This window comes from Pseudomonas zhanjiangensis, assembly GCF_041027545.1.
GTDB lineage: Bacteria > Pseudomonadota > Gammaproteobacteria > Pseudomonadales > Pseudomonadaceae > Aquipseudomonas > Aquipseudomonas zhanjiangensis.
Genome location: NZ_JBFTEG010000002.1, coordinates 291,602 through 305,599 on the forward strand (window position 1 = coordinate 291,602; position 13,998 = coordinate 305,599).

Consider the following 13,998-nt stretch of genomic DNA (forward strand, 5'->3'; position numbering starts at 1 on the left):
GCCCGCAATCGGCCATCGAGCGGGCGCGCCCGGACTAATGGCGCCCTCAGTCAACCAACTGGGCCGCGCGGGCAGAGCGCACGGCCTCGGCAGGCGGCGCCGTGATCAGCTCGGCGGCCTTCTCCGCGATCATCAACACCGGCGAGCAGGTATTGCCGGAAACGATGCTCGGCATGATCGAGGCATCGGCGATACGCAGCCCCGGCACGCCATGCACGCGCAGCTGGGCATCGACCACGGCGTCGCCTTCCCTGCCCATCTTGCAGGTGCCGACCGGATGGAAGATGGTGGTGCCGATCTCCCCCGCCGCCCGCCGCAGGTCCTCTTCAGTCTGATAGCTCGGCCCCGGCCTGTACTCCTGCGGCCGATACGGCGCCAGCGCCGGCGCGGCGACGATGCTCCGGGTCAGGCGGATGGCGTCGGCGGCGACGGCCAGGTCACGCGGATCGCTCAGGTAGTTGGGCTGGATCAGCGGCGCTGCGCCGACGTCCAGGCCGCGAATCTCGACCTTGCCACGGCTGTGCGGGCGCAGATTGCACACCGACGCGGTGAAGGCGGGAAACCCGTGCAGCGGCTCGCCGAAGCGCTCCAGCGACAGCGGCTGCACGTGGTACTGCAGGTTGGCGCTGGGCTGCTCGGCACTGGAGCGGGCGAAGGCGCCCAGCTGGCTGGGCGCCATGGCCAGCGGCCCGCTGCGCCGCAACAGGTACTCCAGGCCCATGCCCAGCCTGCCCCTCAGGCTGCCGGCCATCTGGTTGAGGGTCTTCACCCCGCTGACCTGGTAGATCAGGCGCAACTGCAGGTGGTCCTGCAGGTTCTGCCCCACCCCGGGCAGCTCGTGCTGCACGCCGATGCCCAGGCGCTGCAACAGCGGACGCGGGCCGATGCCCGAGCGCTGCAGCAGCGCCGGGGTGCCGATCGCACCGGCGCAGAGGATCACCTCGCGGCGCGCCCGGATCAGCCGCTTGCGACCCTGCCAGCGCAGCTGCAAGCCACTGGCGCGCCCCTCGGCGAGTACCACCCGCAGCACCTCGGCGCCGGTCAGTACCCGCAGGTTGGGACGCTTGGCGATATCACTGAGAAAGGCCTTGGCCGCATTCCAGCGCACACCTCGGCGCTGGTTGACCTGGAAATAGCTGCAGCCCTCATTATCCCCACCGTTGAAGTCCTCGATGCTGGCGATGCCGCTCTGCGCCGCCGCCTGGCGGAAGGCCTCGAGCACCCGCCAGGACAGCCGTTGGCGCTCGACCCGCCACTCGCCATCGCCACCGTGCGCCGCGCTATTGCCGGCGAAGTGGTTCTCCGTCCGCTTGAACAGCGGCAGCACCTGGTCCCAGGCCCAGCCATGATTGCCCGCGGCCGCCCAGCCGTCGTAGTCCGCCGCCTGACCGCGCATGTAGATCATGCCGTTGATCGACGAGCTGCCGCCGAGCACCCGACCGCGTGGGTAGCTCAGGGTGCGGCCGTTCAGACCGGGCTCCGCCTCGGTGGAATAACACCAGTCGGTGCGCGGGTTGCCGATGCAGTACAGGTAGCCGACCGGAATGTGAATCCACGGATAGCTGTCGCGCCCGCCGGCCTCCAGCAGCAACACGCGCACCGCCGGGTCGGCGGACAGCCGGTTGGCCAGCAGGCAACCGGCCGGACCGGCCCCGACGATCAGGTAGTCATAGCTATCCAAAGGTTCCTGCATCGGCACTCTCGCTCTGGTCGTGGATGGGCGAACGAGCACCAGCCTAGCCGCTGGCGGGCGCCCTGGGCATGGTCTATTGGTCGGAGATAAACCCCGTGAATGACCTCGGCGTGCCGAACCGGGGCCGACGTCGAATGGTTGTCGCAAAGCAAACCATCGATAAACACGAACAGCTTGGCCTACTATCGGTAAACCTCCCTACCTGGCCCCGACTTCAATGATGACCCTGCGCCAGATCCGCCACTTCATCGCCGTCGCCGAGACCGGCTCGATCTCCGCCGCCGCCCAGGCCGCCTTCATCTCCCAGTCGACCCTGACCCTGGCGATTCAGCAACTGGAAGAGGAGATCGGCGTCAGCCTGTTCAATCGCCACGCCAAGGGCATGAGCCTGACCCACCAGGGTCACCAGTTTCTGCGCCAGGCCCACCTGATCCTGGCCACCGTCGACAACGCCAAACGCAGCCTGCAGCAGAGCACCGACCAGGTCGCCGGCAGCCTGACCATCGGCGTGACCAGCCTGGTCGCCGGCTACTACCTGGCCGACCTGCTTACCCGCTTCCAGCGCGCCTACCCGAATGTCGCGATCCGTGTGATGGAGGACGAGCGCCCCTATATCGAGCACCTGCTGGTGTCCGGGGAAATCGACGTCGGCGTGCTGATCCTGTCCAACCTGGAAGACCGCCACGCCCTGCAGACCGAGGTGCTGACCCACTCGCCACTGCGCCTCTGGCTGCCGCCGCGTCACCCGCTGCTGGATCACGACAGCATCAGCCTGGCGGACATCGTCGACGAGCCGCTGATCCAGCTCAACGTCGACGAGATGGACCTCAATGCCCAGCGCATCTGGTCCGCGGCCGGCCTGCAGCCGCACATCACCCTGCGCACCGGCTCCACCGAGGCGGTGCGCAGCCTGGTCGCCGCCGGCCTGGGCCTGTCGATCCAGCCGGACATGAGCTACCGCCCCTGGTCGCTGGAGGGCGACATCATCGAGGCCCGCGCCCTGGTCGACCTGACCCAGACCCTCGACGTCGGCCTGGCCTGGCGCCGCGGCAGCGCGCGTCCGGCGCTGGTCGATCCCTTCCTGACGGTGGCCCGCGAGCAGCCGAGCGGTCGCAAGCCATCTATTTAATCGAACGCCGCCTTCAGTATTAAGAAATTGTAGGTCGCCAGCCCGAGCACTAGTCTCTTGCCCACAACAAGCGGACAGCACCGGAGCTCGGCTGGACTTTACGGCCAACGCCCGATGCTCGATGAGCCAGCAGGGCAGACGAGATGGCCAAACCAGCGACTTCCACTGCAGCCAGCCAACTGCTGCTGATCGACGGCCAACTGGTTGCCGGCGCCGGCACCCGCGAACCGATCATCAACCCGGCCGACGGCGAGATCATCGCGCACATCGCCGAAGCCTCCCACGAACAGGTGGAGGCGGCCATCCTCGCCGCTCACCAGGCTTTCCCTGCCTGGTCGCGCAGTACCCCGCAGCAACGCTCGCTGCTTCTGCTCGGCATCGCCGACGCCATCGAGGCGCGCGCCGATTCGCTGGCCCGCCTGGAAGCGCAGAACTGCGGCAAGCCGCTACACCTGGCGCGCCAGGACGACCTCGGCGCCGCGGTGGACGTGTTCCGCTTCTTCGCCGGCGCGGTGCGCTGCCAGACCGGCCAGCTGTCCGGCGAATACCTGCCCGGCTATACCAGCATGGTGCGCCGCGACCCGATCGGCGTGGTCGCCTCCATCGCGCCCTGGAACTACCCGCTGATGATGGCCGCCTGGAAGATCGCCCCGGCGCTGGCCGCCGGCAACTGCCTGGTGTTCAAACCCTCCGAACACACCCCGCTGTCGATCCTGGCCCTGGCCCCGGCGCTGGCCGAACTGTTGCCGCGCGGCGTGCTGAACATCCTCTGCGGCGGCGGCGAAGGGGTCGGCAGCCACCTGGTCGCGCACCCCAGGGTGCGCATGGTGTCGTTGACCGGCGACATCGTCACCGGGCAGAAGATCCTCCAGGCCGCCGCCAAGACCCTCAAGCGCACCCACCTGGAACTGGGCGGCAAGGCACCGGTGATCGTCTGCAACGATGCCGACCTGCAGGCCGTGGTGGAAGGCGTGCGCACCTACGGCTACTACAACGCCGGCCAGGATTGCACGGCGGCCTGCCGCATCTATGCTGAAAAAGGGATCCATGACCGCCTGGTGGCCGAGTTGGGTGATGCGGTGAGCAGCCTGCGCTTTGCCCGCAAGACCGATGCGGATAATGAAATCGGCCCACTGATCAGCGCCCGCCAGCGCGACCGGGTGTCCAGCTTCGTCGAACGCGCCCTCGGCCAGCCGCATATCGAGCGGGTCACCGGCGCCGCCGTGCATTCCGGCCCCGGCTTCTATTACCAGCCGACCCTGCTCGCCGGCTGCCGCCAGGCCGACGAGATCGTCCAGCGCGAGGTGTTCGGCCCGGTGGTCACCATCACCCGTTTCGACGAGCTGACGCAGGCGCTGGACTGGGCCAACGACTCCGAATACGGCCTGGCCTCCTCGGTCTGGACGAGCAATCTGGACAAGGCCATGCAGGTGGCCGCACGCCTGCAGTACGGCTGCGCTTGGATCAACAGTCACTTCATGCTGGCCAGCGAGATGCCCCACGGCGGCCTCAAGCGTTCCGGCTACGGCAAGGATCTGTCCAGCGACTCGCTGCAGGACTACAGCGTGGTGCGCCACATCATGGCGCGCCACGGCCAGTCGCTGGATTGAGTAAGTAGTACCGACAAATAGCCCTGACCGGGTGAGCAACGCGACGTGCAACTGCCCGAGCCCAACAATAGAAAAGAGGGAATTCCAATGTTCGTGCGAAAAACCGCTTTGTCGAGCGCGCTGACCGGCGCGCTGCTGGCCAGTGCCAGCCTGCAGGCCGCCGAGCCGCTCAAGGCCATCGGTGAAGGCGAGGGACGCCTGGATATAGTCGCCTGGCCCGGCTATATCGAGCGCGGCGAGACCGACAAGGGCTACGACTGGGTCACCGGATTCGAGCAGCAGACCGGCTGCATGGTCAACGTCAAGACCGCCGCCACCTCCGACGAGATGGTCAGCCTGATGGCCAAGGGCGGCTACGACCTGGTCACCGCCTCGGGCGACGCCTCGCTGCGTCTGGTGGCCGGCAAGCGCGTGCAGCCGATCAACATCGACCTGATCCCCAACTGGAAGAGCGTCGACGAGCGTCTCAAGGATGCGCCCTGGCACACCGTCGCCGGTCAGCACTACGGCACGCCCTACCAGTGGGGCCCGAACGTGCTGATGTACAACAGCAATGTGTTCAAGGAGGCGCCGACCAGCTGGAAGGTGGTGTTCGAGGAGCAGACCCTGGCCGATGGCAAGAGCAACAAGGGCCGCGTGCAGGCCTATGACGGCCCTATCTACATCGCCGACGCCGCACTCTACCTCAAGGCGACCAAGCCCGAGCTGGGCATCGACGACCCCTACCTGCTCAACGAGGAGCAGTACGCCGCCACCCTCGCCCTGCTGCGCCAGCAGCATGAACTCATCCACCGTTACTGGCACGACGCCACGGTGCAGATGAGCGACTTCAAGAACGAAGGCGTGGTCGCCTCAGGCTCCTGGCCGTACCAGGTCAACGCCCTCCAGGCGGAAAGCCAACCGATTGCGTCAGTGGTGCCGGCAGAAGGGGCCACCGGCTGGGCCGACACCACCATGATGCATGCCGACGCCAAGCACCCGAACTGCGCCTACCAGTGGATGAACTGGTCGCTGGAGCCCAAGGTACAGGGCGACCTGGCGGCCTGGTTCGGCTCCCTGCCGGCGGTGCCGGCGGCCTGCCAGGGCAACGAACTGCTCGGTGCCGAGGGCTGCAAGACCAACGGCTTCGACAAGTTCGAGCAGATCGCCTTCTGGAAGACCCCGCAGGCCGACGGCGGCAAGTACGTGCCCTACAGCCGCTGGACCCAGGACTACATCGCCATCATGGGCGGCAGATAAGGGCGCCGCGCCGGCTGCGCGGCATAGGCAGGGGGCGACGCTTGGCTCGTCCACCCCCGAGCGCGGCCAGACATTGGTTCTACCGTTACCCATTCCTCCGCCCCGGCAGCCCGTGTCGGCCACCCCAGGCCGCCAGTGCGGGGGGATGGTTTTCCTCCTGGAGTTTTCTGACATGACCCTTGCAGTGCAGTTCACCGGTGTCTCCCGCGTCTTCGGCGAGGTCAAGGCCGTCGACCGGGTGTCCATCGACATCCAGGATGGCGAATTCTTCTCCATGCTCGGCCCCTCCGGCTCGGGCAAGACCACCTGCCTGCGCCTGATCGCCGGTTTCGAGCAGCCCAGCGCCGGCAGCATCCGCATCCACGGCGAGGAGGCCGTGGGCCTGGCGCCCTACCAGCGCGACGTCAACACGGTATTCCAGGACTACGCGTTGTTCCCGCACATGAACGTGCTGGACAACGTCGCCTACGGCCTCAAGGTCAAGGGCACGGCCAAGGGCGAACGGCACACTCGCGCCGAGGAAGCCCTGGCCCGGGTGGCCCTGGACGGCTACGGCGCACGCAAGCCGGCGCAACTGTCAGGCGGCCAGCGCCAGCGCGTGGCCCTGGCCCGCGCCCTGGTCAACCGGCCGCGGGTGCTGCTGCTGGACGAACCGCTGGGCGCTCTCGACCTCAAGCTGCGCGAGCAGATGCAGGGCGAGCTGAAGAAGCTGCAGCGCCAGCTCGGCATCACTTTCATCTTCGTCACCCACGACCAGACCGAGGCCCTGTCGATGTCCGACCGCGTCGCGGTGTTCAACAAGGGCCGCATCGAGCAGGTCGACAGCCCGCGCAACCTGTACATGCAGCCGGCGACCGCCTTCGTCGCCGAATTCGTCGGCACCTCCAACGTGCTGCGCGGCGAACTGGCCCAGCGCCTGACCGGCCAGGCCCTGCCCTTCTCGATCCGCCCGGAGCACATCCGCTTCGCCGACGACCAGCCCGCCGCCAGTGGCGAGCTGGAAGTCAGCGGCCTGCTGCACGACATCCAGTACCAGGGTGCGGCCACCCGCTACGAGATCCAGCTGGAAAACGGCCAGAACCTCAGCATCAGCCAGGCCAACGACCAGTGGCAGGCCGGTGCGCCGGCCTACCAGCCCGGCCAGTCGGTGACTGCCCGCTGGGCCCGGGCGGCGATGGTCGCCCTGCAGGACGGCACGACGAGCGAGGGCCACTGAGATGGAGGCATCGCTCAATACCCAGGCTTCGCCGCACGCCAAGGGACCGCTGCACCGCCTGTCCAACCTGCTGTACCGCAAGCCCAACCTGTACCTGGCGTTGCTGCTGGTGCCGCCGCTGCTGTGGTTCGGCGCGATCTACTTCGGTTCGCTGCTGACCCTGCTCTGGCAGGGCCTGTACACCTTCGACGACTACAGCATGACGGTCACCCCGGAGCTGACCCTGGGCAACCTGGTCGCGCTGTTCCGGCCGACCAACTACGACATCATCCTGCGCACCCTGAGCATGGCCGTCGCCGTGTCCCTGGCCAGCGCCCTGCTCGCCTTTCCCATCGCCTACTACATGGCGCGCCACACCAGCGGCAAGACCAAGGCGTTCTTCTACATCGCGGTGATGATGCCGATGTGGGCCAGCTACATCGTCAAGGCCTACGCCTGGACCCTGCTGCTGGCCAAGGGCGGAGTCGCCCAGTGGTTCGTCGACCAGCTCGGCCTGGCGCCGACCCTGCAGGTCATCCTGGGCATTCCCGGGATCGGCGGCAGCACCCTGTCGACTTCGAACCTGGGCCGCTTCCTGGTGTTCGTCTACATCTGGCTGCCGTTCATGATCCTGCCGATCCAGGCCGCCCTGGAGCGCCTGCCGCCGTCCTTGCTGCAGGCCTCCGCCGACCTCGGCGCGCGCCCCTGGCAGACCTTCGTGCAGGTGATCCTGCCGCTGTCGATCCCGGGCATCGCCGCCGGCTCGATCTTCACCTTCAGCCTGACCCTGGGCGACTTCATCGTGCCGCAACTGGTCGGCCCGCCCGGTTTCTTCATCGGCAGCATGGTCTACGTGCAGCAGGGCGCGGTCGGCAACATGCCGATGGCCGCGGCCTTCACCCTGGTGCCGATCGTGCTGATCGCCCTCTATCTGTCCATCGTCAAACGCCTGGGGGCCTTCGATGCGCTCTGATTCCTCCTCCTACGATCGGCCGTCCTGGGGCCTCAAGCTGGCGGCCTGGGCGGGACTGCTGTTCCTCCATTTCCCGATCCTGATCATCTTCATCTACGCCTTCAACACCGAGGAAGCGGCCTTCAGCTTCCCGCCCCAGGGCTTCACCCTGCACTGGTTCAGCGTGGCCTTCGCCCGGGTCGACGTGCTCGAGTCGATCAAGCTGTCGCTGCAGATCGCCTGCCTGGCCACCCTGATCGCCCTGGTCCTCGGCACCCTGGCCGCCGCCGCGCTGTACCGCCGCGATTTCTTCGGCAAGGAGGGCATCTCGCTGCTGCTGATCCTGCCGATCGCCCTGCCCGGCATCGTCACCGGCCTGGCCCTGCTGGCGGCGTTCAAGACCCTGGACATCGAGCCGGGCATCTTCACCATCGTCGTCGGCCACGCCACCTTCTGCGTGGTGATCGTCTACAACAACGTGATCGCCCGCTTCCGCCGCACCAGCTACAGCCTGATCGAGGCCTCGATGGACCTCGGCGCCGACGGCTGGCAGACCTTCCGCTACATCATCCTGCCCAACCTCGGCTCGGCCCTGCTGGCCGGCGGCATGCTCGCCTTCGCCCTGTCGTTCGACGAGATCATCGTCACCACCTTCACCGCCGGCCACGAACGCACCCTGCCGCTGTGGCTGCTCAACCAGTTGAGCCGGCCGCGCGACGTGCCGGTGACCAACGTGGTGGCGATGTCGGTGATGCTGGTGACCATGCTGCCGATCCTCGGCGCCTATTACCTGACCAAGGGCGGCGAGAGCGTAGCCGGCAGTGGTGGCAAATGACCGCGCCGCAGGTTGACGTCCCCTTCCCCGTGAATCCGTAGAAGCCCCAACCAGAGGATTTCGCAATGCAAAGCAAACTGCTGATCAATGGCCGGCTGGTCGCCGGCGAAGGCGCCAGCCTGGCGGTGCTCAACCCGGCGCTGGGTGCTCCCCTGCTGCACATCAACGAGGCCAGCGCCGAACAGGTGGACGCCGCCGTACGGGCCGCCGACGCCGCCTTCGACGGCTGGTCGCAGACCGCGCCGAAGGACCGCGCGCTGTTGCTGCTGCGCCTGGCCGACACGATCGAAGCGCATGCCGAGGAGTTGGCCACACTGGAATCGGACAACTGCGGCAAGCCCTATGCCGCCGCGCTGAACGACGAGATCCCGGCCATCGCCGACGTGTTCCGCTTCTTCGCCGGCGCCAGCCGCTGCCTCGGCGGCAGCGCCGCCGGCGAATACCTGTCCGGCCACACCTCGATGATCCGCCGCGACCCAATCGGCGTGGTGGCGTCCATCGCGCCCTGGAACTACCCGCTGATGATGGCCGCCTGGAAGCTCGCCCCAGCCCTGGCCGCGGGCAATACCGTGGTGCTCAAGCCGTCCGAGCAGACGCCGCTGACGGCCCTGAAGCTGGCCGAATTCCTCGCCGAGATCTTCCCCGCCGGGGTGGTCAACATCGTCTTCGGCCGCGGCCAGAGCGTCGGCAGCCCGCTGGTGAGCCACCCGCAGGTGCGCATGGTGTCGCTGACCGGCTCGGTCGCCACCGGCTCGAACATCATCTCCAGCACCGCGGCCTCGGTGAAGCGCATGCACATGGAGCTGGGTGGCAAGGCACCGGTGCTGATCTTCGACGACGCCGACATCGCCGCCGCGGTGGAGGGCATCCGCACCTTCGGCTTCTACAACGCCGGCCAGGACTGCACCGCCGCCTGCCGCATCTATGCGCAGAAAGGCATCTACGAGAAGTTCGTCGCCGAGCTGGGCGCGGCGGTCGGCAGCATCAGGCACGGCCTGCAGAACGACCCGGCCACCGAACTGGGCCCGCTGATCACCGCCGAACACCGCGAGCGTGCCAGCGGCTTCGTCGAGCGCGCCGCGGCGCTGGGGCATATCGAGGTGGTCACCGGCGGCAAGGCGGTCGCCGGTCCCGGCTTCTTCTACCAGCCCACGGTGCTGGCCGGCGCTCGCCAGGACGACGAGATAGTCCGCCGCGAAGTGTTCGGCCCGGTGGTCTCGGTCACCCCGTTCGACGACGAGGCGCAGGCGCTGGCCTGGGCCAACGACTCCGACTACGGCCTGGCCTCGTCGGTCTGGACCCAGGACGTCGGTCGCGCCCACCGTCTCGCCGCGCGCCTGCAGTACGGCTGCACCTGGGTCAACACCCACTTCATGCTGGTCAACGAGATGCCCCATGGCGGGCTGAAGCTGTCCGGCTACGGCAAGGACATGTCGATGTACGGGCTGGAGGACTACACCGCCGTGCGTCACGTGATGTTCAAGCATTAACCGTTGCTAGAAAACCGGGCGGCCCATGTCGGGCCGCCCTTCTGAGCGGGAGCCATAACAATGAACAACGCATTGCGCACTATCGGTTTCTTCCTGCTGTTCACCGCTGCCGGGCTGGTTCAGGCCGCGGATGACGCCAGGGCCATCGTCGACGGCTACATGGCCGCCTGGAATGCCCACGACGCCGACCAGGCCGCGACCTTCCTGGCCGAGGACGCGGTGTACTTCGATGCCACCGTCGGCACCCCGCAGAACGGCAAGGCGGCGGCGCGCGACAATGTGATCAAGGTGTTCATCGGCGCGGTGCCGGACCTGAGCTGGAAGATGACCAGCGAGCCGATCGTCGGCGCCGACGGCATCGCCTTCCAGTGGCAGTTCAGCGGCACCAACAGCGGCGCCTGGGGCCCCGACACCCCGGCCACCGGCAAGCCGCTGAGCTTCGAGGGCGTCAGCTTCATTCGCATCAAGGACGGCAAGATCGTCTATCAGGGCGACTACTACGACGCCCTTGGCTTCAACCGGCAGCTGGGCTGGTAAGTCCTGCGCGCCGCCGGCTCGGACCGGCGGCACCTGCAGCGCAGCGGGCGGCTGCCATGCAGTTCGTCGGCTTCTCCGGGCAAAAAGCCCAAATAGTGCGTTTGCGCACAGCCGGTCTCTATGCGTTCACTAATTGACGTCGGTAGGATGGCGCCCAAACCGAGCAGAACTCGGCCAAGGCCATGGAAGCCTCAACAGTCCAGCGCAGACTCCTTCGACCATGCCGCGATTCGCCCCTCGCCTTCTCTGCATCACCATCACCGCCTGGCTGGCCATCGGCTGCGAGATCGGCCTCGGCGCCGTCCGCCCGGAAGCCCCCGCCCTGGATCGAGCCATCGAAAAGGCGCGTCTGGGCAGCTGGCGCAGCCTGATCGAGCAGAGCGGAAGCCTGGACGAACTGAGCAAGCTGCAGGCCGCCAACGACTTCATCAATCGCTCGGTGAGCTACGCCAGCGACCGCGAGGTATGGGGCCAGGACGAATACTGGGCGACTCCGCTGGAGACCCTGTCGCGCGGTCGCGGCGACTGCGAAGACTTCGCCATCGGCAAGTATTTCACCCTGGTGCAGATGGGCGTGCCCAGCGACAAGTTGCGCCTGACCTTCGTCAAGGCGCTGTCGCTGAACCAGGCACACATGGTGCTGGCCTACTACCCGAGCCCGGCGGACCAGCCGCTGATCCTCGACAACCTCGACCGCCGGATCAGGCCGGCCGCCGAACGCCGCGACCTGCTGCCGGTGTTCGCCTTCAACAACCACGGCATCTTCCTGGCCAAGTCGCCGCAGCAGAAGTCCGCGCAACCGCCGCAGCTGCTGTCGCGCTGGAGCGATGTCAGCGAGCGCGCCCTGGCCGAACAGGCCAGCGCGCTGCACGAGCGCGGCTGATCAGCGTGGCGCCAGGTGCGCCACCATCAACTGCACGCTTTCCTGGCCGCGGTATTCGTTGACGTCCAGCTTGTAGGCCAGCTCGACCCAGCGCACGGTGGGATTGGGCCAGGTCTCGCGATCGATGTTGAAGGCGATGCCGTCCAGGGTCTGGCCGCCACATTCGGTCTTCAGCACCAGCTTGAGGTGCTTGTCGCCGACCAGACGCTGCTGCACCAGCTGGAACACCCCGTGGAACAACGGCTCGGGGAAGTGCTGGCCCCAGGGCCCGGCATTGCGCAGCTCCTTGGCCAGGGGCAGATGGAACTCCTCGACCGACAGGCTGCCGTCGGACAGCAGGCGCCCGGTCAGGTCGTCCTCGTCCAGCTGGCGGCGCACCTCGGCATCGAAGGCCACGGCGAAGGCGCCGAAGTGTTCCTGCGGCAGCGACAGGCCGGCCGCCATGGCATGTCCGCCGAACTTGCTGATCAGGCCCGGATGCTTGGCCGCCACCGCGTCCAGCGCATCGCGGATATGGAAACCCGGCACCGAACGCGCCGAACCCTTGAGCACGCCCTCGCCGGCGTCGGCGAAGGCGATGGTCGGCCGGTGGTAGCGCTCCTTCAGGCGCGAGGCGAGGATGCCGATCACGCCCTGGTGCCAGTCCGGCTCGAACAGGCACAGGCCGAACGGCAGCTCCTCGAGCGGCAGGTCCTTGAGCTGGGCCAGGGCCTCGCGCTGCATGCCCTGCTCGATAGCCTTGCGGTCCTGGTTGAGCTGGTCGAGTTGCACCGCCATGTCGCGGGCCAGGGCTTCGTCCTCGCACAGCAGGCATTCGATGCCCAGGCTCATGTCGTCCAGGCGGCCGGCCGCATTCAATCGCGGGCCGAGGATGAAACCGAGGTCGGTGGAGGTGATGCGCCCAGGCGCCCGCCCGGCGACCTCGAGGATCGCCCGCAGCCCCGGGCGCGCCCGGCCGGCGCGAATCCGCGCCAGGCCCTGATGGACCAGGATGCGGTTGTTGGCATCCAGCGGCACCACGTCGGCGACGCTGCCCAGGGCCACCAGGTCGAGCAGCTCGGCCAGGTTGGCCTCCCGCAGTCCCCGACGCTCGAACCAGCCCAGCTGGCGCAGGCGCGCGCGCAGCGCCAGCAGCACGTAGAACATCACCCCGACCCCTGCCATGGCCTTGCTCGGGAACGTGCAGCCCGGCTGATTGGGGTTGACGATGGCGTCGGCCGCCGGCAGCTCCGCGCCGGGCAGGTGATGGTCGGTGACCAGTACCTTGAGCCCGGCCGCCTTGGCCGCCGCCACCCCGTCGAGGCTGGAGATGCCGTTGTCGACGGTGATCAGCAGCTGCGGCTGGCGCTGCAGCGCCACCGCGACTATCTCCGGGGTCAGGCCGTAGCCGTACTCGAAGCGATTCGGCACCAGGTAGTCGACATGGGCCGCGCCGAGCAGCCTCAGGCCGAGCACGCCGACCGTGCTGGCGGTGGCGCCGTCGGCATCGAAGTCGCCGACGATCAGCAGCCGCTGGCCCTGCTCCAGGGCCTGCATCAGCAACTCGACGGCGGCCTCGATGCCCTTGAGCTGCTGATAGGGCAGCAGTCGTGCCAGCCCCTTGTCCAGTTCGGCGGCGGACTGCACGCCGCGGGCGGCATACAGGCGGGTCAGCAGCGGTGGCAGGTTTCCCAGATCGGGCAAGGTGGCGGGCAGCGGGCGGGGTTCGATACGCATCGGGCTTCCAGAATCTTTTTTATGCAGGCGGGCCGTAGAGTGGAAAACCGCGCAGCGTTTTCCACCAGGAGCGGTGGATGTGAAAAACGACATCCACCCTACAAGGCTGACTTCAGCGTTCGCCGGCCAGCCACTCGATCGGCACTTCATGCTGGCCGCGTTCGTCGGTGACGAACAGCTCGCCATCGCTGATCATCACGCTCCAGCTCAGCGCCCGCGGCATGTCCTGAGCCAGGCTGGCCAGGGCTTCCTGGCCCAGGGCCACGACGTTGATGTTCTTCAGGCTGCGCACCGGGTCGAGTACCTTGGTCTGCCACACGCGCAGGTTGCCGTAGGCCACCAGGCTGAACTTCTCGGTGCGCCGCGAGCACCAGGTGATGCGGTCGCTGTCCGGCTGACCGACTTCGATCCAGTGCAGCACCCGGTCGTCCAGGCTCTTCTCCCACAGGGCCGGCTCGTCGACATCCGACAGGCCGCGACCGAAGGCCAGCTGCTCGTCATAGAACAGCGCATAGGCGATCAGCCGTGCGGCCAGCCGCTCCTCGGTTTCCGAGGGATGGCGAGCGACGGTGAAACGCAGGCTTTCATAGATGCTGCGGTCGATGTCGGTGAGGTTCAGGTCGATCTTGTAGGTCGTGGACGGCAGGGCCATGGGCGGGCTTCTTGACTGGGCGAAAAGGCCGCAAGTCTAACCCGAAACGACCGGCACCGGACCGACC

General features: G+C 67.5%; 12 protein-coding genes. 9 read left to right on the forward strand and 3 right to left on the reverse strand.

The genetic code is table 11. The features are described 5' to 3' along the window. Nucleotides 1-46: 46 nt before the first annotated feature. Entirely contained in the window at nt 47-1,693 is a 1,647-nt protein-coding gene (locus tag AB5S05_RS03875; RefSeq protein WP_369286138.1) for a GMC family oxidoreductase, read from the reverse strand. 217 nt (nt 1,694-1,910) lie between these two features. Between AB5S05_RS03875 and AB5S05_RS03880 the strand changes: the two genes are divergently transcribed. The 9 genes from AB5S05_RS03880 to AB5S05_RS03920 all read left to right on the forward strand — a co-directional run bounded on the left by AB5S05_RS03880 (nt 1,911) and on the right by AB5S05_RS03920 (nt 11,563). Continuing rightward, nucleotides 1,911-2,822 carry a LysR family transcriptional regulator gene (locus AB5S05_RS03880; RefSeq protein WP_369286139.1) on the forward strand — a complete coding sequence of 304 codons (912 nt, stop codon included), beginning with the start codon at nt 1,911-1,913 and terminating at the stop codon, nt 2,820-2,822. A 143-nt stretch (nt 2,823-2,965) separates the two neighbouring features. Next, complete coding sequence (locus AB5S05_RS03885; protein ID WP_369286140.1) at nt 2,966-4,432, forward strand: gamma-aminobutyraldehyde dehydrogenase; 1,467 nt, start codon at nt 2,966-2,968, stop codon at nt 4,430-4,432. A gap of 87 nt (nt 4,433-4,519) precedes the next feature. Beyond that, nucleotides 4,520-5,671: a putative ABC transporter substrate-binding protein YdcS gene (ydcS, locus tag AB5S05_RS03890; protein WP_369286141.1), complete on the forward strand. Its 1,152-nt coding sequence runs from the start codon at nt 4,520-4,522 to the stop codon at nt 5,669-5,671. A 172-nt stretch (nt 5,672-5,843) separates the two neighbouring features. Continuing rightward, on the forward strand, nt 5,844-6,887 hold the full coding sequence (locus AB5S05_RS03895; protein ID WP_369286142.1) for an ABC transporter ATP-binding protein: 1,044 nt from the start codon (nt 5,844-5,846) through the stop codon (nt 6,885-6,887). Nucleotide 6,888: 1 nt separating this feature from the next. Next, entirely contained in the window at nt 6,889-7,839 is a 951-nt protein-coding gene (locus AB5S05_RS03900; RefSeq protein ID WP_369286143.1) for an ABC transporter permease, read from the forward strand. Continuing rightward, a complete protein-coding gene (locus AB5S05_RS03905; protein ID WP_369286144.1) occupies nt 7,829-8,653 on the forward strand; it encodes an ABC transporter permease in 825 nt (274 codons plus the stop codon). The genes AB5S05_RS03900 and AB5S05_RS03905 overlap by 11 nt, the downstream gene beginning before the upstream one ends. 65 nt (nt 8,654-8,718) lie before the next feature. Beyond that, a complete protein-coding gene (locus AB5S05_RS03910) occupies nt 8,719-10,143 on the forward strand; it encodes a gamma-aminobutyraldehyde dehydrogenase (protein ID WP_369286145.1) in 1,425 nt (474 codons plus the stop codon). A 60-nt stretch (nt 10,144-10,203) separates the two neighbouring features. Further along, nucleotides 10,204-10,680: an ester cyclase gene (locus AB5S05_RS03915; protein WP_369286146.1), complete on the forward strand. Its 477-nt coding sequence runs from the start codon at nt 10,204-10,206 to the stop codon at nt 10,678-10,680. Nucleotides 10,681-10,900: 220 nt separating this feature from the next. Beyond that, a complete protein-coding gene (locus AB5S05_RS03920; RefSeq protein WP_369286147.1) occupies nt 10,901-11,563 on the forward strand; it encodes a transglutaminase-like cysteine peptidase in 663 nt (220 codons plus the stop codon). On the opposite strand, the gene recJ is transcribed toward AB5S05_RS03920, so the two are convergent. Then, nucleotides 11,564-13,279: a single-stranded-DNA-specific exonuclease RecJ gene (gene recJ, locus AB5S05_RS03925; protein ID WP_369286149.1), complete on the reverse strand. Its 1,716-nt coding sequence runs from the start codon at nt 13,277-13,279 to the stop codon at nt 11,564-11,566. It lies immediately after the preceding gene. Between the two features lie 112 nt (nt 13,280-13,391). Then, complete coding sequence (locus AB5S05_RS03930; RefSeq protein WP_369286150.1) at nt 13,392-13,931, reverse strand: YaeQ family protein; 540 nt, start codon at nt 13,929-13,931, stop codon at nt 13,392-13,394. Nucleotides 13,932-13,998: the final 67 nt, after the last annotated feature.

Coding starts and splice junctions, on each gene's coding strand:
- ydcS (WP_369286141.1), top strand. CDS start 4,520: ATGTTCGTGCGAAAAACCGCTTTGTCGAGCGCGCTGACCGGCGCGCTG.
- AB5S05_RS03875 (WP_369286138.1), bottom strand. CDS start 1,693: ATGCAGGAACCTTTGGATAGCTATGACTACCTGATCGTCGGGGCCGGT.
- AB5S05_RS03900 (WP_369286143.1), top strand. CDS start 6,889: ATGGAGGCATCGCTCAATACCCAGGCTTCGCCGCACGCCAAGGGACCG.
- recJ (WP_369286149.1), bottom strand. CDS start 13,279: ATGCGTATCGAACCCCGCCCGCTGCCCGCCACCTTGCCCGATCTGGGA.
- AB5S05_RS03930 (WP_369286150.1), bottom strand. CDS start 13,931: ATGGCCCTGCCGTCCACGACCTACAAGATCGACCTGAACCTCACCGAC.
- AB5S05_RS03910 (WP_369286145.1), top strand. CDS start 8,719: ATGCAAAGCAAACTGCTGATCAATGGCCGGCTGGTCGCCGGCGAAGGC.
- AB5S05_RS03915 (WP_369286146.1), top strand. CDS start 10,204: ATGAACAACGCATTGCGCACTATCGGTTTCTTCCTGCTGTTCACCGCT.
- AB5S05_RS03905 (WP_369286144.1), top strand. CDS start 7,829: ATGCGCTCTGATTCCTCCTCCTACGATCGGCCGTCCTGGGGCCTCAAG.
- AB5S05_RS03885 (WP_369286140.1), top strand. CDS start 2,966: ATGGCCAAACCAGCGACTTCCACTGCAGCCAGCCAACTGCTGCTGATC.
- AB5S05_RS03880 (WP_369286139.1), top strand. CDS start 1,911: ATGATGACCCTGCGCCAGATCCGCCACTTCATCGCCGTCGCCGAGACC.
- AB5S05_RS03920 (WP_369286147.1), top strand. CDS start 10,901: ATGCCGCGATTCGCCCCTCGCCTTCTCTGCATCACCATCACCGCCTGG.
- AB5S05_RS03895 (WP_369286142.1), top strand. CDS start 5,844: ATGACCCTTGCAGTGCAGTTCACCGGTGTCTCCCGCGTCTTCGGCGAG.